This window comes from Streptomyces justiciae (assembly GCF_015163075.1).
Classification (GTDB): Bacteria; Actinomycetota; Actinomycetes; order Streptomycetales; family Streptomycetaceae; genus Streptomyces; species Streptomyces justiciae.
The window spans coordinates 59,029-81,925 of record NZ_JADDXU010000019.1; the positions used below are offsets into that span (position 1 = coordinate 59,029).

General features: G+C 70.9%; 20 protein-coding genes. 12 read left to right on the top strand and 8 right to left on the bottom strand.

All coding sequences use genetic code 11. The features are described 5' to 3' along the window. Positions 1–66: 66 nt before the first annotated feature. From IQ210_RS38290 to meaB, 5 genes are all read left to right on the top strand, one after another. Positions 67–1,152, top strand: a complete 1,086-nt coding sequence (locus IQ210_RS38290; RefSeq protein WP_194083864.1) for an acyltransferase family protein — start codon at positions 67–69, stop codon at positions 1,150–1,152. A gap of 58 nt (positions 1,153–1,210) precedes the next feature. Then, on the top strand, positions 1,211–1,474 hold the full coding sequence (locus IQ210_RS38295) for a GlsB/YeaQ/YmgE family stress response membrane protein (protein WP_194083865.1): 264 nt from the start codon (positions 1,211–1,213) through the stop codon (positions 1,472–1,474). Between the two features lie 102 nt (positions 1,475–1,576). Then, a complete protein-coding gene (locus IQ210_RS38300) occupies positions 1,577–3,379 on the top strand; it encodes a methylmalonyl-CoA mutase family protein (protein ID WP_194083866.1) in 1,803 nt (600 codons plus the stop codon). Continuing rightward, positions 3,376–5,550, top strand: a complete 2,175-nt coding sequence (gene scpA, locus IQ210_RS38305; protein ID WP_194083867.1) for a methylmalonyl-CoA mutase — start codon at positions 3,376–3,378, stop codon at positions 5,548–5,550. Before IQ210_RS38300 ends, scpA begins: the two co-directional genes overlap by 4 nt. A gap of 31 nt (positions 5,551–5,581) precedes the next feature. Beyond that, positions 5,582–6,571, top strand: a complete 990-nt coding sequence (gene meaB, locus IQ210_RS38310) for a methylmalonyl Co-A mutase-associated GTPase MeaB (RefSeq protein ID WP_194083868.1) — start codon at positions 5,582–5,584, stop codon at positions 6,569–6,571. Here the strand turns inward: meaB and IQ210_RS38315 are convergent, their stop codons facing one another. Both IQ210_RS38315 and IQ210_RS38320 read right to left on the bottom strand, forming a co-directional pair. Continuing rightward, a complete protein-coding gene (locus tag IQ210_RS38315) occupies positions 6,572–8,599 on the bottom strand; it encodes a hypothetical protein (protein ID WP_194083869.1) in 2,028 nt (675 codons plus the stop codon). A gap of 103 nt (positions 8,600–8,702) precedes the next feature. Then, on the bottom strand, positions 8,703–9,473 hold the full coding sequence (locus tag IQ210_RS38320) for an IclR family transcriptional regulator (protein WP_194083870.1): 771 nt from the start codon (positions 9,471–9,473) through the stop codon (positions 8,703–8,705). A 54-nt stretch (positions 9,474–9,527) separates the two neighbouring features. On the opposite strand from IQ210_RS38320, the gene IQ210_RS38325 reads away from it, so the two are divergent. From IQ210_RS38325 to IQ210_RS38335, 3 genes are read left to right on the top strand one after another with little or no spacing between them, the layout of a single operon-like run. Beyond that, on the top strand, positions 9,528–10,298 hold the full coding sequence (locus IQ210_RS38325; protein WP_194083871.1) for an SDR family oxidoreductase: 771 nt from the start codon (positions 9,528–9,530) through the stop codon (positions 10,296–10,298). Between the two features lie 14 nt (positions 10,299–10,312). Further along, complete coding sequence (locus IQ210_RS38330) at positions 10,313–11,341, top strand: L-idonate 5-dehydrogenase (RefSeq protein ID WP_194083872.1); 1,029 nt, start codon at positions 10,313–10,315, stop codon at positions 11,339–11,341. 53 nt (positions 11,342–11,394) lie between these two features. Continuing rightward, positions 11,395–12,510, top strand: a complete 1,116-nt coding sequence (locus IQ210_RS38335; RefSeq protein ID WP_194083873.1) for an FAD-dependent monooxygenase — start codon at positions 11,395–11,397, stop codon at positions 12,508–12,510. A gap of 10 nt (positions 12,511–12,520) precedes the next feature. On the opposite strand, the gene IQ210_RS38340 is transcribed toward IQ210_RS38335, so the two are convergent. The 3 genes from IQ210_RS38340 to IQ210_RS38350 form a co-directional block, all read right to left on the bottom strand. After that, complete coding sequence (locus tag IQ210_RS38340; protein ID WP_194083874.1) at positions 12,521–13,216, bottom strand: alpha/beta fold hydrolase; 696 nt, start codon at positions 13,214–13,216, stop codon at positions 12,521–12,523. 33 nt (positions 13,217–13,249) lie between these two features. Further along, positions 13,250–13,990, bottom strand: a complete 741-nt coding sequence (locus tag IQ210_RS38345; RefSeq protein WP_194083875.1) for a class I SAM-dependent DNA methyltransferase — start codon at positions 13,988–13,990, stop codon at positions 13,250–13,252. 63 nt (positions 13,991–14,053) lie between these two features. Beyond that, on the bottom strand, positions 14,054–14,473 hold the full coding sequence (locus IQ210_RS38350) for a (2Fe-2S) ferredoxin domain-containing protein (protein WP_194083876.1): 420 nt from the start codon (positions 14,471–14,473) through the stop codon (positions 14,054–14,056). Positions 14,474–14,634: 161 nt separating this feature from the next. Here IQ210_RS38350 and IQ210_RS38355 point away from each other — a divergent pair, with 161 nt between their 5' ends. From IQ210_RS38355 to IQ210_RS38365, 3 genes are all read left to right on the top strand, one after another. After that, the gene (locus IQ210_RS38355) at positions 14,635–16,134 is read left to right on the top strand and encodes a family 43 glycosylhydrolase (RefSeq protein ID WP_194083877.1); all 1,500 of its coding nucleotides are present in this window, start codon (positions 14,635–14,637) and stop codon (positions 16,132–16,134) included. 34 nt (positions 16,135–16,168) lie between these two features. Beyond that, entirely contained in the window at positions 16,169–17,611 is a 1,443-nt protein-coding gene (locus IQ210_RS38360) for a family 43 glycosylhydrolase (protein WP_194083878.1), read from the top strand. An 86-nt stretch (positions 17,612–17,697) separates the two neighbouring features. Further along, positions 17,698–18,465, top strand: coding sequence for a polysaccharide deacetylase family protein (locus IQ210_RS38365; protein WP_194083947.1), 768 nt, complete (start codon positions 17,698–17,700; stop codon positions 18,463–18,465). A gap of 37 nt (positions 18,466–18,502) precedes the next feature. On the opposite strand, the gene IQ210_RS38370 is transcribed toward IQ210_RS38365, so the two are convergent. Then, positions 18,503–19,516 (bottom strand): DUF2278 family protein, encoded by a 1,014-nt coding sequence (locus tag IQ210_RS38370; RefSeq protein ID WP_194083879.1) that lies wholly within the window; start codon positions 19,514–19,516, stop codon positions 18,503–18,505. Positions 19,517–19,700: 184 nt separating this feature from the next. On the opposite strand from IQ210_RS38370, the gene IQ210_RS38375 reads away from it, so the two are divergent. Continuing rightward, positions 19,701–20,141, top strand: a complete 441-nt coding sequence (locus IQ210_RS38375) for an SRPBCC family protein (protein WP_194083880.1) — start codon at positions 19,701–19,703, stop codon at positions 20,139–20,141. 82 nt (positions 20,142–20,223) lie between these two features. Here the strand turns inward: IQ210_RS38375 and IQ210_RS38380 are convergent, their stop codons facing one another. After that, entirely contained in the window at positions 20,224–21,378 is a 1,155-nt protein-coding gene (locus tag IQ210_RS38380) for an XdhC family protein (RefSeq protein WP_194083881.1), read from the bottom strand. A 36-nt stretch (positions 21,379–21,414) separates the two neighbouring features. Further along, complete coding sequence (locus tag IQ210_RS38385; protein ID WP_194083882.1) at positions 21,415–22,872, bottom strand: NCS2 family permease; 1,458 nt, start codon at positions 22,870–22,872, stop codon at positions 21,415–21,417. Positions 22,873–22,897: the final 25 nt, after the last annotated feature.

Below are 22,897 nucleotides of genomic sequence, written 5' to 3' on the forward strand. Positions count from 1 at the left end.
TCGGGACTCCCCGGTTGTTCCGCCGATCGGTGGTTTACGTCGCCCTGAGTCGGCAAGGCGGACAGGATGCCGCGCTCTGCCACCACACCCGTAACTCCAGTAAGACGAGCAACCCACCCCGCGGGTTTCACGACGGCGACGACAGAACGGCCCCAGCGGCGGGACGCGTTCTTCGACAACGCCAAGTACCTGGCGATCGTGCTGGTGGCGATGGGTCACGCGTGGGAGCCGCTGCGCTCCGACAGCCGTGCCGTGACCGCGCTCTACATGGTCGTCTACGCCTTCCACATGCCGGCGTTCATCGTGATCTCGGGCTACTTCTCGCGGACCTTCGACGCGAGCCCGGCGAAGATCAGGCGGCTGATCACCGGGGTCGTGGTCCCCTACGTCGTCTTCGAGACGGCGTACACCTATTTCACCCGCTGGTCCGACGGCGAACCGGACCGGGCGATCAGTCTGCTGGACCCGCTGTATCTGACCTGGTTCCTGGCCGCGCTGTTCATCTGGCGGCTGACCACGCCGATCTGGCGGGCGGTGCGATGGCCGATGCCGATCGCGCTCACCGTCGCGGCCCTCGCCACCCTCACCCCGTCCATCGGCAAGGACCTCGACCTCCAGCGCACGTTGCAGTTCCTGCCGTACTTCGTGCTCGGACTGTGTCTGCGGCCCGAGCACTTCAGTCTGGTGCGGCAGTGGCGGGTGCGGATCGCGGCGGTGCCGGTCATGGTGGCGACGCTCGTGTTCGCGTACTGGGCGGTGCCGCGCATGGACTACGCCTGGTTCTTCCACAAGGACGCCGCCGCGGACTTCGCGGTGCCCGACTGGTACGGGCCGCTCATGACGCTGGCCCTGTTCGGCTGTTCGCTGGTCCTGGTCGGCTGCTTCCTGTCGTGGGTGCCGGGTCGCCGGACGTGGTTCACCGCGCTGGGCGCGGGCACGCTCTACGGCTATCTGCTGCACGGGTTCGTCATCCAGGCCGCCAACCACTGGCACTGGTCCCACGTCGAGTGGTTCCATCAGCCGCTCGGCAAGGTCGCCGTCTCCGTGATCGCCGCCGCGGTGGTGACGGTGTTGTGCACGGCGCCGGTGCGGCGGGTGTTCCGCTGTGTGATGGAGCCGCGGATGAACTGGGCCTTCCGCAGGGAGGCCTGACCTCGGTTCGAACGGGCACTCGTATGGTCACCAACGAGTGAGGGGTGGCAGACCGCCCATGGAGATTTCAGGCGTCATCAGCGCGATCGTCATCGGCATCGTGATCGGTGTCCTCGGCCGGCTCGTCGTCCCGGGCCGCCAGCGCATCGGCATTCTGTGGACGATCGTCATCGGCATCGTCGCCGCGTTCATCGGAACCGGCATAGCCTCCGGCCTGGACGTCGCCGACACCAAGGGTGTCGACTGGGTCGAGTGGCTCATCCAGATCGCCCTCGCCGCCCTCGGCGTGGTCGCGGTCAGCAAGGTGAAGCTGCGTCGTTGACGGGGTCTCGGCGGGCAGTGTGCCAGGTCACATTCAGAGCGAGAACAAGGTCACAGGCTTGCGCTCTGCTGGAACTTCAGTGATCTGCCCTAGCATCCGAGCATGACGGTCCTGCCTGACGACGGGCTCGCGCTGGCCGCCGAGTTCCCTGACGCGACACACGAACAATGGCAACACCTCGTGGCCGGGGTGCTGCGCAAGTCGGGCAAGGAGGTCTCGGGCGCGGCGGCGGAGGATGCTCTGGCCACCGCGCTCGAGGACGGACTCGGCGCGCGCCCCCTGTACACCGCCCGCGACACCGCCCCCGATCCCGGCCTGCCCGGCTTCGCCCCGTTCGTCCGCGGCGGACGGGCGCAGGGCAACACGGCCGGCGGCTGGGACGTACGCCAGCGGCACGCGGCGGCGGACGGCCAGGCCGTCCTGACCGACCTGGAGAACGGCGTCACCTCCGTGTGGCTGCCGCTCGGCGAGGGCAGCGGCATCCAGGTGTCCGAGCTCGGCCGGGTGCTCGACGGCGTCTACCTCGACCTCGCGCCGGTCGTCCTCGACGCGGGCGCCGAGACCGAGGCCGCCGCACTCGAACTGTTCAAGCTGTACGAGGAGCGCGGCGTCGCCCCCGACGCGGCGCGCGGCAACCTGGGCGCCGACCCGCTGGGCTTCGAGGCGCGCACCGGGCGGTCGTACGACCTCGCACCCGTGCTGAAGCTCGCCGAGCGCTACCCGGGTGTGCGCGCCCTGACCGTGGACGCGCTGCCGTACCACGAGGCCGGCGGCTCGGCCGCGCAGGAGCTGGGCGCCTCGTTGGCGACCGGCGTCGCGTATCTGCGGGCACTGACCGAGGCGGGGCTGAGCGCCGAACAGGCCTGCGCCCAGCTGGAGTTCCGGTACGCGGCGACCGCCGACCAGTTCCTCACCATCGCCAAGCTGCGTGCCGCGCGCCGGCTGTGGGCGCGGGTGGCCGAGGTGTGCGGGGTGCCGAAGGCGGGCGCCCAGGTGCAGCACGCGGTGACCTCGCCGGTGATGATGACGCGCCGCGACCCGTGGGTGAACATGCTGCGGGCCACGATCGCCACCCTGGCCGCCGGTGCCGGTGGTGCCGACGCCGTGACGGTGCTCCCCTTCGACCAGGAGCTGGGGCTGCCGGACGCGTTCGCCCGTCGTATCGCCCGCAACACCTCCACGATCCTCATCGAGGAGTCCCACCTCGCCCGGGTGATCGACCCGGCGGGCGGCTCCTGGTACGTGGAGCGGCTGACCGACGAACTCGCCCACGCGGCCTGGGAGTTCTTCCGGACGATCGAGCGGGACGGCGGCCAGGCGGCCGTGCTGCGCTCGGGCCGGCTGCGCACCGACCTGGCGACGACCTGGGCGGAGCGCTCCAAGAAGCTCGCCAAGCGGCGCGAACCGGTCACCGGCGTCAGCGAGTTCCCGCACCTGGCCGAGAAGCCGGTCGTCCGCGAGCCCGCCCCCGAGCCGCTGTCCGGCGGACTGCCGCGGGTGCGCCGCGACGAGGCGTACGAGGAACTGCGCGCCCGCTCCGACGCCCATCTGGCCGCCACCGGCAGCCGCCCCCGCGTCTACCTGGCCGCGCTCGGCCCGGCCGCCGCGCACACCGCACGGCTGACGTTCGCCGCGAACCTCTTCCAGGCGGGCGGCATCGAGGCCGTCACCGAGGGCACGTTCGCGGAGAGCGGCGCCACCGAGGTCTGCCTGTGCTCCAGCGACGCGCTCTACGCCGAACAGGCCGAGGCCACCGCCCGGGAACTGCGCGCGGCGGGTGCCACGCACGTCTCCCTCGCCGGCCGTCCGGCCGAGTACGCGGGCGTGGACTCCTACGTCTTCGCCGGCTGCGACGCCGTCTCCGTACTGACCGACGCTCTCGACCGCTTGGGGGTCTCCCGATGACCGTCCCCGACTTCTCCGGGATCGATCTCGGAACCCCGGCCGCCACCGGCACCGCCGACGACTGGCAGGCGGCCGTCAAGAACGCCGGTGACGGCGACGACCTGCTCTGGGAGACCCCGGAGGGCATCCCGGTCAAGCCGCTCTACACCGGGCAGGACCTGGAGGGCCTGGACTTCCTGCACACGCGTCCGGGCGTGGCGCCGTATCTGCGCGGCCCGTACCCGACGATGTACGTCAACCAGCCCTGGACGATCCGCCAGTACGCGGGTTTCTCCACGGCCGAGGAGTCCAACGCCTTCTACCGCCGCAACCTCGCCGCCGGCCAGAAGGGCCTGTCGGTCGCCTTCGACCTGCCCACGCACCGGGGTTACGACAGCGACCACCCGCGCGTGACCGGTGACGTCGGCATGGCGGGCGTGGCCATCGACTCCATCTACGACATGCGGCAGCTCTTCGACGGCATCCCGCTGGACAAGATGACGGTGTCGATGACGATGAACGGTGCCGTGCTGCCGGTGCTCGCGCTCTACATCGTCGCCGCGGAGGAACAGGGCGTACCGCCCCAGAAGTTGGCCGGGACCATCCAGAACGACATCCTCAAGGAGTTCATGGTCCGCAACACCTACATCTATCCGCCGAAGCCGTCGATGCGGATCATCTCCGACATCTTCGCCTTCACCTCGCAGCGGATGCCGCGGTACAACTCCATCTCGATCTCCGGCTATCACATCCAGGAGGCAGGTGCGACGGCCGACCTGGAGCTGGCGTACACGCTCGCGGACGGGGTCGAGTACATCCGCGCGGGGCGTGAAGCGGGCCTGGACGTCGACGCGTTCGCGCCCCGGCTGTCGTTCTTCTGGGCGATCGGCATGAACTTCTTCATGGAGGTCGCCAAGCTGCGCGCGGCGCGCCTGCTGTGGGCGAAGCTGGTCAAGCAGTTCGACCCGCAGAACACCAAGTCCCTTTCCCTGCGCACCCATTCGCAGACCTCGGGCTGGTCGCTGACCGCGCAGGACGTCTTCAACAACGTCACGCGTACGTGCGTGGAGGCGATGGCGGCGACGCAGGGCCACACCCAGTCGCTGCACACCAACGCCCTCGACGAGGCGCTCGCGCTGCCCACCGACTTCTCCGCGCGCATCGCCCGCAACACCCAGCTGCTGCTCCAGCAGGAGTCGGGCACCACCCGGGTCATCGACCCGTGGGGCGGCAGCGCGTACGTGGAGAAGCTGACGTACGACCTCGCGCGCAAGGCCTGGCAGCACATCCAGGAGGTCGAGGCGGCGGGCGGCATGGCCAAGGCCATCGACGCCGGCATCCCGAAGCTGCGCATCGAGGAGGCCGCGGCCCGCACGCAGGCCCGCATCGACTCCGGCCGCCAGCCGGTGATCGGTGTGAACAAGTACCGGGTGGCGAACGACGAGGCGATCGAGGTCCTCAAGGTCGACAACTCCTCCGTGCGCGCCCAGCAGATCGAGAAGCTGCGCCGACTGCGCGCCGAGCGGGATGACGTCGCATGCCGGGCCGCCCTCGACGCGCTGACCCGCGCGGCGGGCGGCGAGGGCAACCTGCTGGAGCTGGCGGTGAACGCCGCCCGCGCCAAGGCGACCGTCGGCGAGATCTCCGACGCCCTGGAGAAGGTGTACGGCCGGCACGCGAGCCAGATCCGTACGATCTCCGGCGTGTACCGCAACGAAGCAGGGGAGTCCCCGTCCGTGGACCGCACCCGCGCCCTGGTCGACGCCTTCGAGGAGGCGGAGGGCCGACGCCCGCGCATCCTGGTCGCCAAGATGGGCCAGGACGGCCACGACCGCGGCCAGAAGGTCATCGCGACCGCCTTCGCCGACCTCGGCTTCGACGTCGACGTCGGCCCGCTGTTCCAGACCCCGGCCGAGGTGGCCCGGCAGGCCGTCGAGGCGGACGTGCACATCGTCGGGGTGTCCTCGCTGGCGGCCGGTCACCTCACTCTCGTACCGGCGCTCAAGGAGCAGCTGGCCGAGGAGGGGCGCGAGGACATCATGATCGTCGTCGGTGGGGTGATCCCGCCGCAGGACGTGCCCACGCTCCTGGAGATGGGAGCGGCGGCCGTGTTCCCGCCCGGGACGGTGATCCCGGACGCGGCGCACGACCTGGTGGAGCGGCTGTCGTCGGACCTCGGGCACGACCTGTGATCGATGCCGACGCGTATGTGAAGGGCGTGCTGTGATCGATGTCGACGCCTATGTGAAGGGCGTGCTCGACGGGAAGCGGGCGATCATCGCGCGCGCCATCACGCTCATCGAGTCCACCCGGCCGCAACACCGGGTGCTGGCGCAGGAGTTGCTCACCGCGCTGCTCCCGCACAGCGGCCGGTCGCGGCGGATCGGGATCAGCGGGGTGCCCGGCGTCGGCAAGTCCACCTTCATCGACGCCTTCGGCACCCTGCTGACCGGCCTCGGCCATCGGGTCGCGGTGCTGGCCGTGGACCCGTCCTCCACGCGGACCGGCGGTTCGATCCTCGGCGACAAGACCCGCATGGAGCGCCTGGCCGTCGACCCGGCGGCCTTCGTGCGCCCCTCCCCCACCGCCGGGACGCTGGGCGGTGTGGCCAAGGCGACCCGTGAGTCGATCGTGGTCATGGAGGCGGCGGGCTACGACGTGATCCTGGTGGAGACGGTCGGCGTCGGCCAGTCCGAGACCACGGTCGCGGGCATGGTCGACACCTTCCTGCTGCTGACCCTGGCCCGCACCGGCGACCAGCTCCAGGGCATCAAGAAGGGCGTCCTGGAACTGGCCGACGTGATCGCCGTCAACAAGGCGGACGGCCCGCACGAGCGCGACGCCAAGGCCGCCGCCCGTGAACTGGCGGGTGCGCTACGGCTGATGCACGGCCCCGACCCGGCCTGGACCCCGCCCGTGCTGAGTTGCAGCGCCCGCGAGTCGACCGGCCTGGACACCGTCTGGGAGCGGATCGAGCAGCACCGCACCCTGCTGGACTCCACGGGCCGCCTCACCGCCAAGCGCCGCGACCAGCAGATCGACTGGACCTGGAGCATGGTCCGCGACGAACTCCTGGACCGGCTGCACGCCGACCCGGCGGTCCGGGCCCTCGCCCCCGACCTCGAACAGCAGGTCAGGGACGGGGAGTTGACGGCCACGCTGGCGGCGGAGCGCATCCTGAAGGTGTTCGGGACCGCCGGCGGTCGGAGCTGATCAGTCCCGTGACGGACTGACGGCCCCCAGCCCCGAGGTCAGCCACAGATACAGGTGCCAGTCCTGGTCGTTGGCGAGCGGATCGGCGCGGTGCGCGGCGCGGCCGTCGACGGTCGAGGGCATGACGAAGGCGCAGGTGGCCGAGCCGTCCTCGCGGTAGTTGGCCATGTTGGCACGCAGGATCGCCTCGGCGAGACGCTCGGTGCCGGGGGTGCGCAGGGCGGCGGGGAGGCGCCGGAGCGTGGTCGCGGTCAGGGTGCTCCAGTAGTGCGGGAAGACATCGCCCCACAGCCGGTCGGCGCCGAACCAGAAGCCGTCCCAGTGCCGGATCGCGATCCCGTGCAGCCGGGCGTGCGGCTGCGGCCCGCCGAAGGCCAGCAGCCAGGGCAGCCGTTCGGCGACGGCGTCGAGGAGGACGGGGTCGCCGGTGAGGGCGTGGGCGTCGGAGAGGAGGTCGAGGAGCGGGGCCACGATGGACTGCTCGTAGTTGACCTCGTGGGCGGGGAGTTTCCTGCCGAGACGCACGAACTCCCGTGCGCTGTCGATCAGTTGTCCCCGCAGGGCCTGGGCACGGTCCGCCTGCCCGGCCGCCTCCAGCCGGGCGCAGACGTCCAGCACCGCCGGCGACAGCCCGATGGACAGATGCAGGGCGCCGCCCATGGCGTAGCTGCGTTCGAGGATGCGGGCGGCGCGTTCGAGGTCGTCCGCCCGGCCGTGGGCCTGGTACCGGTCGTGGAAGAACCGGGCCAGCCACGGCATGTCGTACAGCCGTGGTCCGCTGTCGTGGTCCTGCGAGCCGCGGCGCGGGGCGTCGGTGTCGTCGAGGAGGTACCGGCAGGCGAACGCCGACCAGCCGTCCAGCAGCGGGTCGATCTCCGCCGGGTCCGCCCAGCCCCGGGTGGCGGCGGCCTGGAGCAGCAGCGGCATCGCGATCCGCTCGGAGCCGTCCGTCCAGTCGGACCAGCCGTTGGTGGACTGGGTGAGGCCGGTGCGGGTGTCGACGGGCACGAAGGCGTGCGCGAGCAACCCGGCGCGCTCCCGGGCCCGTTGGTGCCGGGTGATGTAGGCGACGCGGCGGCGGACCATCTCCTCCAGCGGCAGATGGAAGAGGACCTCGGTGCGGGCGCCCTCTCCGATGTCGAGGGAGTAGCTGCCGTGCCGGGAGGCCTGGACGCGGAAGCGGCCCTCCGCCGTCTGCTCGACCTTGACGTCCGGGTCGGGGGCGGTGACAGAGGCGGCCCGGACGGTGACGGAGTCCCCCAACTCGGCTGCGTAGGCCGAGAGTTCGGCGGGTGGCCGGGTCGCCCGGGTGAAGTCCTCGTCCGAGGTGTACCAGCCGAGCTCCCAGGCCAGCGTGGTCGACTCCCCCGGCGCCAGGCGGAGTTCGGGCTGGCCGCCGAACGCCTCCGGGTTGCGGGCCCGGTCGGTGACCAGGAGGACCAGATGGCCGCGGACGTGGGAGTTCGACTTGACGTTGCGCGACTCGACGGAGTACGCGCGGACGGCGCCCTCGCGCACGATCAGCCCCAGTGACCTGCCGGTGCCGGACATCGGCCGGGCCAGCGCCCATGCCCACGTACCGCCGGTGAACAGGTGCGCGTTGACGGCCTGGTCCAGGGACTCCTCGGCGGTGGTGTAGCGGTCGGCGAAGGGGACCTGGATGCCGAGGCCGGTGACGGTGAGAGGGTCGGGCGTGTCGTTGACGAGCGTGTAGCGCTCGCGCAGCAGCGAACCGTGCGCTGTGCGGCGTATCTCGACCCGGACGCCGGGGAGGGGTTCGTGCACGGCCTCGATCCGGCCGTCCTCGCAGCGGAGTCGGGCGGGGGCGTGCCAGCGGGCCGCGCCCCGGTCGGTGATCAGGTGCCCCGAACCCCACTGGTGCTCGACCGAGTGCCACGGTGTGACGTCGGCGTCGAGCAGGAACCGGCGGGCCGGGTCCGCCTCGTCGACGAACTGGACGGGGGCGCCGGTGCCGGGGTCGACGACGGCGTGGCCGCCGCCGAAGGCGAGCGAGTCAACAGGGCGCAAGGGAGGGGCCTTTCGGTAGGGCGGGTTGGACCAACCGATGCCTTACCCAGGCGCACGCCGGACATCACCGTGCACCCCCAACTGCCCAGGCGCACCCCGAACATCACCGTGCCGGCAGCCGTACCCCCAGCTCCTCGGCCGCCGCCCGCAGCACCGGCACCATCGCGACCATGTCGTCCATGCTGCGGCGGAAGGCGGGTGCCGCGGTGGACAGGGCGGCGAAGACGGTGCCGTCGGGGCGCAGGATCGGGACGGCGACGGCGCGCAGGCCCGCGTGGTGCTCCTCGTCGGCCGTGGCGTAGCCGCGTCCGGCGGCGCGGGCGACCTCCTCGCGCAGGACGTCCCGGTCGGTGATGCTCCGGGGGCCGTGCGGGGTGAGCTCGACGCGGTCGAGGAGGTCCTCGCGGACGTCGTCGGGCGCGAAGGCCATGAGGACCTTGCCCATGGAGGTGCAGTGCAGCGGTCCGTGCCGGCCGGGGTCGCTGCGGACGCCGACCGGCAGCGGGCCGTCGACGTAGTGGACGTAGAGATGGCGGGTGCCGTCGAGGACGGACATCAGGGTGGCCTCCTCGGTCTGCCGCGTCACGCGCTGCATCACGGGGAGGGCGGTGCCGGCGAATCCGTAGACCTGGCCGGCCTGCTGGCCGAGCTGGAACAGTCGGAGTCCCGGTTTGTAGCGCTTGCCGGCGGCCTCGAACTCCACCAGGCCTTCCCGGCACAGGGAGTTGACCAGTCGGTGCGCGGTGCTGACGGCGACGCCGCTGGCCCGGGCCAGCTCGGAGAGCGTGATGCCGTGCGGGTGCTCGCCGACCAGGACGAGCAGCCGGATGGCCCGGCCCACGACATCGCTCGGCACCTCACTGGTGGCACTCATGCTCCGCAGATTACCATTGAGTGGATAAGTTTTCCACTGAATGGAAAAACAGCGATGAGTCATCCTCTCTTCGACGTCACCGGCAAGGTGGCCCTGGTGACCGGTTCGAGCCGTGGCATCGGCCGGGCGCTGGCCACGGGGTTGCTGGAAGCGGGCTGCACGGTCGTCCTGAACGGCCGTGACGCCGTCGCCCTGGAGGCCGCCCGCAAGGAGCTGGCCGAGACCTTCGGCGACCGGGTCCTGGCCGAGGCCTTCGACGTCACCGACTCCGCCGCGGTCACGGCCGCCGTCGCCCGGATCGAGGACCGCGCCGGACCGATCGACATCCTGGTCAACAACACCGGCGCCCAGCGCCGCGCCCCGCTGCTCGACTTCACCGACGAGGACTGGCACGGCCTGCTGGACACCAACCTCACCAGCGCCTTCCTCGTCGGCCGCGAGGTCGCCCGCCGCATGGTGCCGCGCGGCCGCGGCAAGATCGTCAACATCTGCTCGCTCCAGAGCGAGGCCGTCCGCCCCGGCATCGCCCCCTACTCCGCCACCAAGGGCGGTCTGAAGATGCTCACCAAGGGCATGTGCGCCGACCTCGGCCCACACGGCATCCAGGTCAACGGCATCGGCCCCGGCTACTTCGACACCGAGCTGACCTCCGCCCTCGTCGCCGACGAGGAGTTCAGCGCCTGGGTCCGCGGGCGCACCCCGGCCGGCCGCTGGGGCAAGGTCGAGGACCTCGTCGGCGCCCTGCTCTTCCTCTCCTCCCCCGCCTCCGACTTCGTCAACGGACAACTCGTGTACGTCGACGGCGGCATGCTCTCCGTCCTGTAACCCAAGGAGCCCCCATGCACGCCTGTGTCGTCCACGGAGCCGGAGATCTGCGGATCGAGGAACGGCCGTACGACGGTCCCGGCGCCGGTGAGATCGCGGTCGCCGTCGCCCTCGGCGGGATCTGCGGCAGCGACCTGCACTACTACCACCGGGGCCGGGTCGGGGACTTCGCCCTGCGCGAGCCCATGGTGCTGGGCCACGAGGTGGTCGGCCACGTCGCCGCCCTCGGCCCCGGCACCGACGGCCCCGCACCCGGCACACCCGTCGCCGTCCACCCCGCCACGCCCTGCGGCACCTGCCCCGAGTGCACCGGCGGGCGCCGCAACATCTGCGCCCGCACCCGCTACCTCGGCAGCGCCGCCCACACCCCGCACGTCCAGGGCGGGTTCGCACAGACCATCACCGTGCCCGCCGAGCAGATCCGGGCGCTGCCGCCCGGCCTCGATCTGCGGCGCGCCGTGCTCGCCGAGCCGCTGTCGGTGGCGCTGCACGCGGTCAACCGGGCGGGCGAGGTGCGCGGCAGGCGGGTCCTCGTGACCGGCGCGGGGCCGATCGGCTGCCTGGTCGTGGCCGCACTGCGCCGGCGGGGCGCCGCCGAGGTCGTCGTCAGCGACCTCTTCGACGAGCCGCTGCGCCTCGCGACCGCCGTCGGCGCCACGGCGACGGTACGGGCCGACCGGCCCGAAGACCCGTCCTGGGCAGGCGACTTCGACCTCGCGATCGAGGCGTCGGGCGCCCCGGCGGGGCTGCGCACCTGCGTGGAACGCGTCCACCGCGGCGGCACCGTCGTCCTCCTCGGCCTGCTTCCGCCGGGCGAGATCGGCCTGTTGGGCAACGTCGTGGTCACCCGGGAACTCGAACTGCGGGGCGCCTTCCGCTTCGACACCGAGTTCGACGAGGCGCTCACCCTGCTCGCCGGGGGGCTGCCCGTGGACCCGGTCGTGACGCACACCTTCCCCCTGTCGGAGTCCGTCACCGCGTTCGCGACCGCCCAGGACCGGATGGTCGCCTCGAAGGTGCTGCTGGACCTGTCGAGGTCCTGACCGGCCGAACACCCGCTCGCAACGAGGCAGTTGTGGCCGGTACGTTCGCTCCCATGCGCATACGGACGATGGTCATCGGTGGCGGGATCGGCGGTACGGCAACGGCGTTGGCGCTGCACAAGGCGGGTGCCGACGTCGTCGTGCACGAGGCGCATCCCGACTCGGCCGAGGACCTGGGCGCGTTCCTGACGCTGGCGAGCAACGGCATGCGGGCGCTGACCCAGCTCGACGCCGGTGCCGCCGTCCGGGCGGTCGGGTTCCCGCTGCGGGAGATGCGGGTGCTCGACGCGGCGGGCGAGGAGATGGGGCGGGGGCCGCTGGGCGAGGCCGACGATCCGCGCCTGCGGTTCCGGTGCGTGCGCCGCGGCGACCTCAACGCCGCGCTCCAGGCGGAGGCGGTGCGCCGGGGCATCGACGTCCGGCACGGGGTACGGCTGACCGCCGTCGAGGAGGGCCCGGACGGCGTCACCGCCCGCTTCTCGGACGGCAGCGCTGCGACGGCCGACCTGCTCGTCGGCGCCGACGGCCTCCACTCCACCGTCCGGGAGGCGATCGTCCCGGGCGTGCGCCCGCGGTACGCCGGGCAGCGCGTGTTCTACGGCTACACCGGCGCCGCCCGCCCCCCGGGCGCCGCCGAGCAGCTCACCATGGTGCGTGGCAGCCGGGCGGCGTTCGGGTACGCGGTGTCGCCCGACGGGGAGACGTACTGGTTCGCCCGCGTGGCCGACGTACCGCCGAAGGCGCCCGGCGGCTGGCGGGAGCCGCTGGTCAGGCTGCTGCGCGAGGACGGCGGCCCCGCTGCGGACATCGTCGCGGCCACCCACGACGATGTGCTCGCCACCGACGCCGCGGAGATACCCGTCGGCACGCCGTGGCGCTCCGCGCGCACCCTGCTCGTGGGCGACGCGGCGCACGCGGCGTCCCCCGCGACCGGGCAGGGGGCGTCGATGGCGCTGGAGGACGCGGTCGTCCTCGCCAAGTCCCTGCGGGACGCCCCGGATCTCGACGCCGCGCTGACCCGCTACGAGGCGCTCCGCCGCCCGCGCGTGGAACACAACATCACCGTCAGCGGCGCCCTCTCGCGCGGCGACCGCCCCACCGGGGCGCCCCGCCCGGGCGAGGACGACCTCGTACGACTGCTGGACTGGAACAGCGAGTTGGCGGCGTAGGGAGAGCCGGTCAGATCCAGCCGTCCAGGGACTTCATGAACCCCTCGAAGTCGTCACGGTGGATGGTGTGCCCCGCCCCGGTGACCGTGCGCACCTCGAAGCCGCTCGCCCGCAGCCGCGTCACGTCCTCGGCGCCCACCAGGAAGCTGGGGTCGGCGAGTTGGACGAGGGAGGGCACGAAGGGGCGGTCGGGGACGAAGCCGGTGAGGGGGCGGCCGTCGAGGAAGTACGAGGTGTCCGCGTCCCAGTCGGCCAGCGTGGCCACCTCGACGTCGACGTCCTCGGGGTCCCAGCGCGGATTGAGCTGGGCTATGTGCTCCCGGGTGACGTTCTTGCCGGACGCGAACACCTCGGGGTCCAGGGGCTGTTCGGGGTCCGGCGAAGCCCAGGCAGGGTCCGAGTAGACGGCCCGCAGGGGGCGCAGCCGCTCCACCGCCAGGGAGAGGGTGAGCCCGCCGAGGGAGTGGCCGATGACCACATCGGCACCGGTGGGCAGGGTGTCGACGAGGTCGTCCGCGAAGTGCCGCGGGGTGTACTCGCCGCGCGGCGACCGGCCGTGGCCGCGCAGATCGACCGCGATCACCCGGTAACCGCGCTCCGCGAGCGCCGGTCCGACGCGGCGCCAGGTACGGGAGTCGGACATGATGCCGTGGACGAGCAGGGCCGTCCGGTCGCCGGTGCCCCATTCACGGGTGTGGAGTTGCACGGAATTCCTTTCGCTCCGGTGGGTGTGCCGCAGTCAGTGTGCGGGTTTCTCCCAGACGGAGACATGCCGGCCGCTGTCGTGGGTGAACGGCTCCCGAGCCCACCCTTCCCACCGCTCCCGCAGCCGCAGCCCGGCGAGCCGCGCCATCAGGTCGAGTTCGGCGGGCCAGACGTACCGGAAGGGGATCTCGAAGTACGTCGCCTGCCCGTCCGCGACCCTGACATGGTGCGAACTCATCGCCTGGGTCGCCACGTCGTAGGTGTCGAACCCCAGCCGCTCCGCCCCGACATGGAACGGTACGGCGTGCTGCCCGGGCGGCAGCTTGCGCAGCTCGGGGACCATGACCTCGACGACGAAGCAGCCGCCGGGGGCCAGATGGCCGGCGGCGTTGCGGAAGCAGGCCACCTGGGCGTCCTGCGTCGTGAGGTTCATGATCGTGTTGAAGACGAGGTAGGCGACGGAGAAGTCGCCGTCGACCTTCGTCGTCGCGAAGTCGCCGATCGTGACGCCGATCGCGTCGCCGCCCGGCTTGGCGCGCAGTCGGGCGACCATGGCCCGGGAGAGGTCGATGCCGTGGACCGGGACACCGCGGGCCGCCAGCGGCAGCGCGATGCGTCCGGTGCCGACACCGAGCTCAAGTGCCCTGCCGCCACCGGCTCGTTCGGCCAGGAAGTCGACGACCGGTGCTACGGCGTCCGGCGCGAACATGTCCGACGACGACTCGTCGTAGGTCGCCGCGATGGGTTCGGGGAAGTATCCGTCCTCGTCGTCCACGCTCGGACGGTACCTCTCGGCCGGGCGGTGGCGCCCGTGGATTTCCGCCGGGGTGCCGTGCGTTCAGCGGCGGGCGCGGCGGAGTTCCGGGCGGGGTGGGTTGATGAACTGGAGGGTGAGGGTGGCCGGGGGTTCGGCGAGGCCGGGGCCGCCCGCCGCGACCCAGTCCAGTACGTCGTCCGTGCAGGCGTCGTCGCCGGACCAGCCGATCCAGGTCGCCCGGCCGCCCCGGCGTCGGCCCTCCCCCGAGGGCTGCACGACCAGGACGTTGGCCTGGTCGCAGGGGCCGAGGCAGTCGGTCGTACGGACCGCGAGACGGCCGCCGGAGTCCGCGGCGGCGGCCCGCAACCGGTCCAGCTGCCACTGATGGTCGACGCCGGGGTGCTTGCGCGCGTCGCCGCAGCAGCAGCCCCGGCACAGCACGAGGGTGCACGGCCGGGCACCGGCGGCCCCGAACACGACCCGGCTTCTCGGCACGCTCACGCCATCCCCTCCCGGTGACACCTCGACTTCCAAGATCGTACGTACTTGTACGGCACACCCAGACCGCGGCCGCCCCAACCGTTGACGGGAACATGCCCCATCCCTATCTTCTGACCGGAATCACGAACTACGTTCGAAATTACGGACAGGGACGGTCTCGTATGCCTCGGACTCACCTCGGGACACACCGCCGAGCGCTGCTCGCCTGTGTGCTCGGCCTGCTCCTCGCGCTCGTGGCGGCGACCCAGCCGGCGCAGGCCGCGGAGGGCCGCCCGTACACCAATCCGCTCAAGTCCTTCAAGGGCGCCGACCCCTGGCTGGAGTACTACGACGGCAACTACTACCTGATCACCACGACGTTCACCGGCATCCTCGGCATCCGGAAGTCGCCGACGCTGGCGGGCCTCGCCACCGCGCCCAACGTGCAGGTGTGGTCGGACACGACGTCGACCCGCAACACCAACATCTGGGCGCCGGAGATGCACTTCCTCAACGGGCACTGGTACGTCTACTACTCCGCCGGACAGAGCGGGGTGGCCTGCTGCGACTCGCAGCGCACGCACGTCCTGGAGAGCGCCGGGACCGACCCGATGGGCCCGTACAGCTACAAGAACACGCTCACCGGCTCCAACCTCAGCCCGAACGGCTGGCTGATCGACGCGAGCGTGCTGGAGCACGGCGGCAGTCTGTACCTCGTCGGCAGCGGTTTCATCAACGGCAGTACGCAGAGCCTGGTCATCGCGCCGATGAGCAACCCGTACACGCTGGCGAGCAGCACCTTCACCATCATCTCCAGCCCCACGGCGAGTTGGGAGACCTCAGGCTCCCCCGTCAACGAGGGCCCCGAGCCGCTCTATCACAACGGCCGCACCTTCCTGACCTTCTCGGCGAGCTCCTGCCAGACGGCCGACTACAAGCTCGGCATGCTGGAACTGACCGGGTCCAACCCGCTCAACGCGTCGTCCTGGACGAAGAGTTCGTCGCCCGTGTTCCAGCGCAGTGACGCCAACAGCGTCTACGGCCCAGGACACAACGGCTTCTTCTCCTCCCCTGACGGCACCGAGAACTGGATCGTCTACCACGCCAACTCGTCCTCCTCCGGCGGTTGCGGCAACGGACGGACCACCCGCGCCCAGAAGTTCACGTGGAACGCCGACGGCACCCCGAACTTCAGCACCCCCGTCGCCCTCGGCACCTCACTGCCCGGCCCGTCCGGCGAGACGGCGGCGACCCCGACGTCGTACACGCTCGTCAACCGCAACAGCGGCAAGTGCCTGGACGTGAACGGCGGCAGCACCGCCGACGGCAACAACATCTTCCAGTGGACCTGCAACGGCGGGACCAACCAGAAGTGGCGGATCGAGGACCTCGGCGACGACACCAACCGGCTGGTCAACGTGGCGACCGGCAAGGTGGCCGACGTCGCGGACTGCTCCGCCTCGGACGGCGCCGACATCCGCCAGTGGTCGTGGCTCAACAACAAGTGCCAGCGTTTCCGGCTGGTGTTCACCGCCACCGGTGACTACGTCCGGATCGTCAACGAGTCCACCGGCAAGGTCGCCGACGTCGCCGACTGCGGCACCGCGAACGGCTCCGACGTACGCCAGTGGACCTGGCTGAACAACAACTGCCAGCAGTGGCGCCTCGTTCCGACGACCTGACTCTCCCCCCCGCTCCCGTATCCGGAGAACTCCCTTGAGACGCATCGCCGTTCGCCTGCTGCTGGCTCTGCTGGTGGCGCTCACCGCGGCCCTGGGCACCGCCCCCGCTCAGGCCGCCGTCCCCGACTCTCCCGCCGTGACCTACACCAACCCGATCGCGGAGAAGCGCGCCGACCCGCACATCTTCAAACACACCGACGGCTACTACTACTTCACCGCAACCGTCCCCGAGTACGACCGCATCGTGCTGCGCCGGGCCACCACGATCCAAGGCCTGTCCACGGCCTCCGAGGTGACCATCTGGACCAAGCACAGCAGCGGTGTGATGGGCGCGCACATCTGGGCGCCGGAGATCCACTTCATCGACGGCAAGTGGTACGTGTACTTCGCCGCCGGGTCCACCAGTGATGTGTGGGCGATCCGCATGTACGTCCTGGAAGGCACTGGCGCCAACCCGCTGACGGCGACCTGGACCGAGAAGGGCCAGATCACCACGACGTGGGAGAGCTTCTCGCTGGACGCGACCACGTTCGTCGTGAACGGCGTGCGGTATCTGGCGTGGGCGCAGCGCAACCCGTCGGAGAACAACAACACCAGCCTGTTCATCGCCAAGATGGCCAACCCCTGGACCATCAGCGGGACTCCGGCCGAACTGTCGCAGCCGACACTGTCCTGGGAGACGGTCGGCTACAAGGTCAACGAAGGGCCGGCGGTGATCCAGCACGGCGGCAAGGTCTTCATGACGTACTCGGCCTCGGCGACCGACGCCAACTACTGCCTGGGGATGCTGACCGCGTCGGCGACGGCCGACCTGACCAACCCGGCGTCCTGGACGAAGAGTTCGACGCCGGTGTTCCAGAGCAACGCCTCGACCTCGCAGTACGGCCCGGGCCACAACTCCTTCACCACGTCCGAGGACGGCAAGTCGGACATCCTCGTCTACCACGACCGCAGCTACAAGGACATCAGCGGCGACCCGCTGAACGACCCCAACCGCCGCACCCGGGTACAGAAGGTCTACTGGAAGGCGGACGGCACCCCGGACTTCGGCATCCCGGTCGCCGACGGCGTCACGCCGAAGCGCTTCTCCTCGTACAACTTCGCGGACCGGTTCATCCGCCACTGGGAGTACCGGGCGAAGATCGAGGCGAACGTCTCGCCGCTCGCCGACTCACAGTTCCGGGTGGTCACCGGTCTCGCGGGCACCGGCACGGTCTCGCTGGAGTCGGCCAACTTCCCCGGCTACTACCTGCGGCACAAGAACTTCGAGGTGTGGGTGGAGAAGAACGACGGCACGTCGGCCTTCGCCTCCGACGCGAGCTTCTACCAGCGGTCCGGGCTGGCCGACTCGGCCGGGATCTCGTACGAGTCCTACAACTACGCGGGCCGGTACATCCGGCACTACGACTACCTGCTCTACGTGCAGACGCCGGCCACGGCGACGGACCGGGGGGATGCCACGTTCTACGCGCAGTAGCCGGTTCACAGGCATGATCAAATAGACTATAAACCGCGAGTATAATCGCTGTGTATAGTCCCGACATGCCATCTCTGACCAACCAGATGCACAAAACGGGGGCCGGGTTCCGAGCGGCGCTGATGTCGGCGGCGGCAGCGTGTCTCACGCTGTCGCTGACCGGCTGCGCGAAGGTCGACACGACCGCGCCCAGCGCCGCCCGGGCCCATGCGGCGCCGGCCACCGCGCAGGCCCGGTTCGGGACCGTCGACTGCCGTCACGCCAAGTGCATCGCGCTCACCTTCGACGCCGGCCCGAGCGAGCACTCCGCGCGGCTCCTCGACATCCTCAAGGAGAAGCAGGTCCCGGCGACCTTCTTCCTCCTCGGCAAGCGGCACATCGAGAAGTACCCGGAGCTCGTCAAACGCATGGCGGACGAGGGCCACGAGGTGGCCAGCCACACCTGGGACCACAAGATCCTGACCTCGCTGAAGCCGGACGAGATACGCGAGGAGCTCAACCGCCCGAACGACGCGATAGAGCGCCTCACCGGTAAGAGACCCACGCTCATGCGGCCGCCGCAGGGCCGCACGGACACCGATGTCCACGACATCTGCGCGGAGTTGGGCCTCTCGGAGGTGCTGTGGACGGTCACCGCCAAGGACTACATGACGACCGACTCGGCCCTCATCCAGAAGCGGGTCCTCGCGCAGGCGTCCCGGGACGGGATCATCCTGCTGCACGACCTCTACGACGGGACGGTCCCGGCGGTGCCCGGCATCATCGACGCGCTCAAGGCACGGGGGTATGTGTTCGTGACGGTGCCGCAGTTGCTGGCGCCGGGGAAGGCGGAGCCGGGGAAGGTGTACCGCTGACGCATGCCCTGGCCGGCGCGGGTGCGGGCGGGAGGGCTCAGAAGACGACGGACCAGCCTTCCCGGGTGGCCTGTTCCTTGGTGTACGAGACTCCGTGGACCTTCAGGCCCTTGGCGTCGAAGAGGGTGATCTCGCCGCCGTGGTTGCCGAGTTGGGCACCGCCCTCGGCGAGCGGTACGAGGAGGCAGGCGCCGGCGGCCAGCGTTCCGGCGGGCACCGGGGACTTCTGCCCCAGGCGGTCGCCGAGGCGCCACCCTGTGAGGTCGACGGGGTCGGGTGAGGCGTTGAGGAGCGTGACCGTCTCGGCCTCGGGGGACGGACCGGGCGGGTTGACGAGCGCGGCGACGATCCGCACGGGCAGGGTGCCCGGCTCCGGCCGGTTGCCGTCGACGTCGTCGAGGGCGTGCCCGGTGACGTCGTCGGTGTGCCAGGACTGGCTCTGGAAGGCGAGGAAGATGCCGACCCACCGGTCCAGCCCGGGGAAGTGGATCAGCACTCCCCCGTCCTGCCACACCCCGTCGTCACCGCGGAAACGCCGGCTGTTGCCCTGGTTCATGTGGATGTCGTGGATGCCGTTGCCCGGCAGGAAGCCGAACACCTTGTCCTTGACGCCAGGTTCGGGCCCGAAGCGCTCACCGAACAGATACACCCGGGCGTCGGGGTCGGCGACGGCCCGTCGTACGTAGTGGTCGAGGATGTCGGCGAGGTCGTTGCCGTCGCCGGGGAGGTCCGGGGGCAGGGTGCGCATCTTCGCCGGGTCGAACAGGTTCCCCCGCACGAAGTCGAGGTTGGGCCCGCCGGGCCCGGACGGCAGCGTGTTCCACCCGCTGGCCAGCCCCGCGAGCCGGGCGGTGACCGGGTGCCGGAAGTCCTCGTCGACGAGGTAGAGCAGCTCGGAGGGACGCTCCTGGGACAACACGTTGACGGCGGCGCGGTAGTGCACGCCCTGGTCGTCGGTCAGATGGATCTGGTAGTGCGGGGTGTCGACGGCGCCCTCGCGCCGGGTGTCGACAGCCCTGGTGATCAGTACGCCGTAGGCCTTCAGCGGCATGACGATCAACTCCCCCTGTTATCGGGCGGATTGCCCAACCCTGGGAGTAATCGTAGAGCGGGCACCGCCGCGCCGGGCCGGTGTCCGCCCGGTGTACGCCCGTCTGTCGACCCCGCGCTGGACGAAGTCTGTGAGCCGTATACGAATACGCCGCTGAGCTGGCCGGATTCCTTAAGATCCTGCCGTGGTCAACTTCCAGCTCGAACGCACGGCCCCGCTCCCTCTCGACGAGACCTGGCGCCGTCTCACCGAGTGGCCCCGCCATGGCGAGGTCGTCCCCCTGACCCGGGTCACGGTCCTCACGGACCCGCCGACGGGCGAGGGCACGGTGTTCGTGGCCCGCACGGGGCTTGGCCCGCTGGCCTTCGACGACCGCATGGAGGTCACGGTGTGGCGCCCGCCGGTGGAAGGGGCGTTCGGCTGCTGCCGGTTGGAGAAGCGGGGGCGGGTCGTCACCGGGTGGGCGGAGATCGAGGTGGGGCCGGGGCCGGGCGGGCGCAGCCGGGTGGTGTGGCGGGAGGAGCTGGGGTTCCGGTTTCTGCCGGGGGTGGTGGATCCGGTGACGCGGAGGGTGGCTCGGTATGTGTTCGGGCGGGCGGTGAATCGGCTGCTGCGGATGGGCTGATGGGGGGCTACCAAAGCCTGCGAGTCTGTCCGGCACCAGGCGACGCCCGGCTTCCTGGGTCGGCGGGTCTCGGGAGCGGCCCTCAGGCCACCGACCCGATCCGCCCGGTCGGCAGCGACGACGTCACGTCATGGTGGATCGGCGTGTGCGCGCCGGTCAGTGACACCCCGCTGCCGCCCCGCCGGTTCGCCACGATCTCCGCGCCGATCGACAACGCCGTCTCCTCCGGTGTCCGTGCCCCGAGGTCCAGGCCGATCGGGGAGCGCAGTCGGGCCAGCTCCAGTTCCGTCACGCCTACTTCGCGCAGGCGTTCGTTGCGGTCCAGGTGGGTTCGGCGGGAGCCCATCGCGCCGACGTACGCCACCGGCAGGCGCAGCGCCAGCTGGAGCAGGGGTATGTCGAACTTCGCGTCGTGGGTCAGGACGCACAGGACCGTGCGGGCGTCCACCGGCGTCCGCTCCAGGTACTTGTGCGGCCACTCCACCACGATCTCGTCCGCCTCCGGGAAGCGGGTCCTCGTCGCGAACACGGGGCGCGCGTCGCACACCGTGACGTGGTAGCCGAGGAACTTGCCGACCCGTACCAGCGCCGACGCGAAGTCGATCGCGCCGAAGACGATCATCCGGGGGGCCGGGACCGACGACTCCACCAGGACCGTGAGCGGTGCTCCGCAGCGTGAGCCCTGCTCTCCGATCTCCAGGGTGCCGGTGCGGCCGGCGTCCAGGAACGCGCCCGCCTCCGCCGCCACCGTGCGGTCCAGTTCGGGGTGGGCGCCGAAGCCGCCGTCGTACCCGCCCTCCGTACGGACGAGCAGCGCCCGCCCCAGCAGCTCCGCCGGGCCCGAGACCACACGAGCCAGCGCCGCCGCCTCGCCCCTCGACGCGGCGGCCAGGCCTGCGGCGAGCACCTCACAGACCGGGTCTCCCGCCCGTACCGGCGTCACCAGGATGTCGATGATGCCGCCGCAGGTCAGGCCGACCGCGAAGGCGTCGTCGTCGCTGTAGCCGAAGCGTTCCAGGACCGTCTCGCCGTCCTCCAGCGCCTGTTGGCACAGCTCGTACACCGCGCCCTCCACGCAACCGCCGGAGACCGAGCCGATCGCCGTGCCGTCGGCGTCGACCGCGAGGGCCGCGCCGGGCTGACGAGGGGCGCTGCCGCCGACCGCCACCACGGTGGCCACGGCGAAGTCGCGTCCCTGCTCGACCCACCGGTGCAGCTCTTCGGCGATGTCCAGCATCTCTCGGTCTCCTCACGGAAGTCGTGTACAGGGCGGCTAGTGCACGCCCATCCAGCTCTCAATGGGATTGAGGGCGAAATAGACGAAGAAGATCACTGTCAGGGCCCACATGAACGCCCCGATCTCCCGCGCCTTGCCCTGGGCGACCTTGATGGCGACGTACGAGATGACGCCGGCCGCGACGCCCGCCGTGATCGAGTACGTGAACGGCATGATCACGACGGTCAGGAAGACCGGGATCGCCGTCGCGCGGTCCGCCCAGTCCACGTGCCGGGCGTTCATCATCATCATCGCGCCGATGACCACCAGGGCGGCCGCCGCCACCTCGCCGGGCACGATCGCCGTCAGCGGGGTGAAGAACAGGCACGCCGCGAAGAACAGGCCGGTGACGACGGAGGACAGGCCCGTTCGGGCGCCCTCGCCCACTCCCGTCGCCGACTCCACGAACACCGTCTGGCCCGAGGCTCCCGCCACGCCGCCGATCGCGCCGCCCGCGCCGTCGATGAACAGTGCCTTCGACAGGCCCGGCATCCGGCCCTGCTCGTCGGCCAGCTTGGCCTCCGTGCCGACGCCGATGATCGTCGCCATCGCGTCGAAGAAGCCCGCGAGGACCAGGGTGAAGACGATCATGCCGACCGTCATCGCGCCGGCCTCGCCCCAGCCGCCGAACTCGACGTCGCCGAAGATCGAGAAGTCCGGCATCGAGACCGCGCTGCCGTGGAGTTCGGGGGCGCCGCTCGCCCACTGCTTGGGGTCGATGACGTCGAGGGCGTTGAGGATCACGGCCAGGACCGTGCCGCCGACGATGCCGATCAGGATGGCGCCGGGGACGCCGCGGGCCTGGAGCATGAAGATCGCGAGCAGGGTCGCCGCGAAGAGCAGGACGGGCCAGCCGGCCAGTTCGCCCGTCGGGCCCAGCGTCACCGGGGTCGCCTTGCCCTGGTGGACGAAGCCGGCCTTGTAGAAGCCGATCAGGGCGACGAACAGGCCGATGCCCATGGTGATCGCGTGCTTGAGGGCCAGCGGGATGGCGTTCATGATCATCTCGCGCAGGCCGGTGACGACCAGCAGCATGATGACGACGCCGTACATCACGCACATGCCCATGGCCTGCGGCCAGGTCATCTGCGGGGCGACCTGCGAGGACAGGACGCCGGAGACGGAGAGGCCGGCGGCGAGGGCGAGCGGCACCTTGCCGAAGAAGCCCATCAGCAGTGTGGTGAAGGCCGCCGCGAACGCGGTCGCGGTGATGAGGGCCTTCTGGCCGAGGGTGTCCCCCGCCGCGTCCTTGCCGGACAGGATCAGGGGGTTGAGCAGGAGGATGTACGCCATCGCCATGAAGGTGGTGACGCCGCCGCGCACCTCACGCGCGACCGTCGATCCTCGCCTGGATATGTGAAAGTACCGGTCGAGCCAGGACCGTCCGGCCGGGACGCGGGTGCCTTCTCCCGCGTCTTCGGCAACGGTCTCCGGCTCCAGTGACTGCTGGGTCATGTGGGCCTACTCCCAAGGTTCACAG

Coding starts and splice junctions, on each gene's coding strand:
- IQ210_RS38290 (WP_194083864.1), top strand. CDS start 67: ATGCCGCGCTCTGCCACCACACCCGTAACTCCAGTAAGACGAGCAACC.
- IQ210_RS38380 (WP_194083881.1), bottom strand. CDS start 21,378: ATGCTGGACATCGCCGAAGAGCTGCACCGGTGGGTCGAGCAGGGACGC.
- scpA (WP_194083867.1), top strand. CDS start 3,376: ATGACCGTCCCCGACTTCTCCGGGATCGATCTCGGAACCCCGGCCGCC.
- IQ210_RS38335 (WP_194083873.1), top strand. CDS start 11,395: ATGCGCATACGGACGATGGTCATCGGTGGCGGGATCGGCGGTACGGCA.
- IQ210_RS38320 (WP_194083870.1), bottom strand. CDS start 9,473: ATGAGTGCCACCAGTGAGGTGCCGAGCGATGTCGTGGGCCGGGCCATC.
- IQ210_RS38355 (WP_194083877.1), top strand. CDS start 14,635: ATGCCTCGGACTCACCTCGGGACACACCGCCGAGCGCTGCTCGCCTGT.
- IQ210_RS38300 (WP_194083866.1), top strand. CDS start 1,577: ATGACGGTCCTGCCTGACGACGGGCTCGCGCTGGCCGCCGAGTTCCCT.
- IQ210_RS38295 (WP_194083865.1), top strand. CDS start 1,211: ATGGAGATTTCAGGCGTCATCAGCGCGATCGTCATCGGCATCGTGATC.
- IQ210_RS38370 (WP_194083879.1), bottom strand. CDS start 19,516: ATGCCGCTGAAGGCCTACGGCGTACTGATCACCAGGGCTGTCGACACC.
- IQ210_RS38385 (WP_194083882.1), bottom strand. CDS start 22,872: ATGACCCAGCAGTCACTGGAGCCGGAGACCGTTGCCGAAGACGCGGGA.
- IQ210_RS38330 (WP_194083872.1), top strand. CDS start 10,313: ATGCACGCCTGTGTCGTCCACGGAGCCGGAGATCTGCGGATCGAGGAA.
- IQ210_RS38365 (WP_194083947.1), top strand. CDS start 17,698: ATGCACAAAACGGGGGCCGGGTTCCGAGCGGCGCTGATGTCGGCGGCG.
- IQ210_RS38325 (WP_194083871.1), top strand. CDS start 9,528: ATGAGTCATCCTCTCTTCGACGTCACCGGCAAGGTGGCCCTGGTGACC.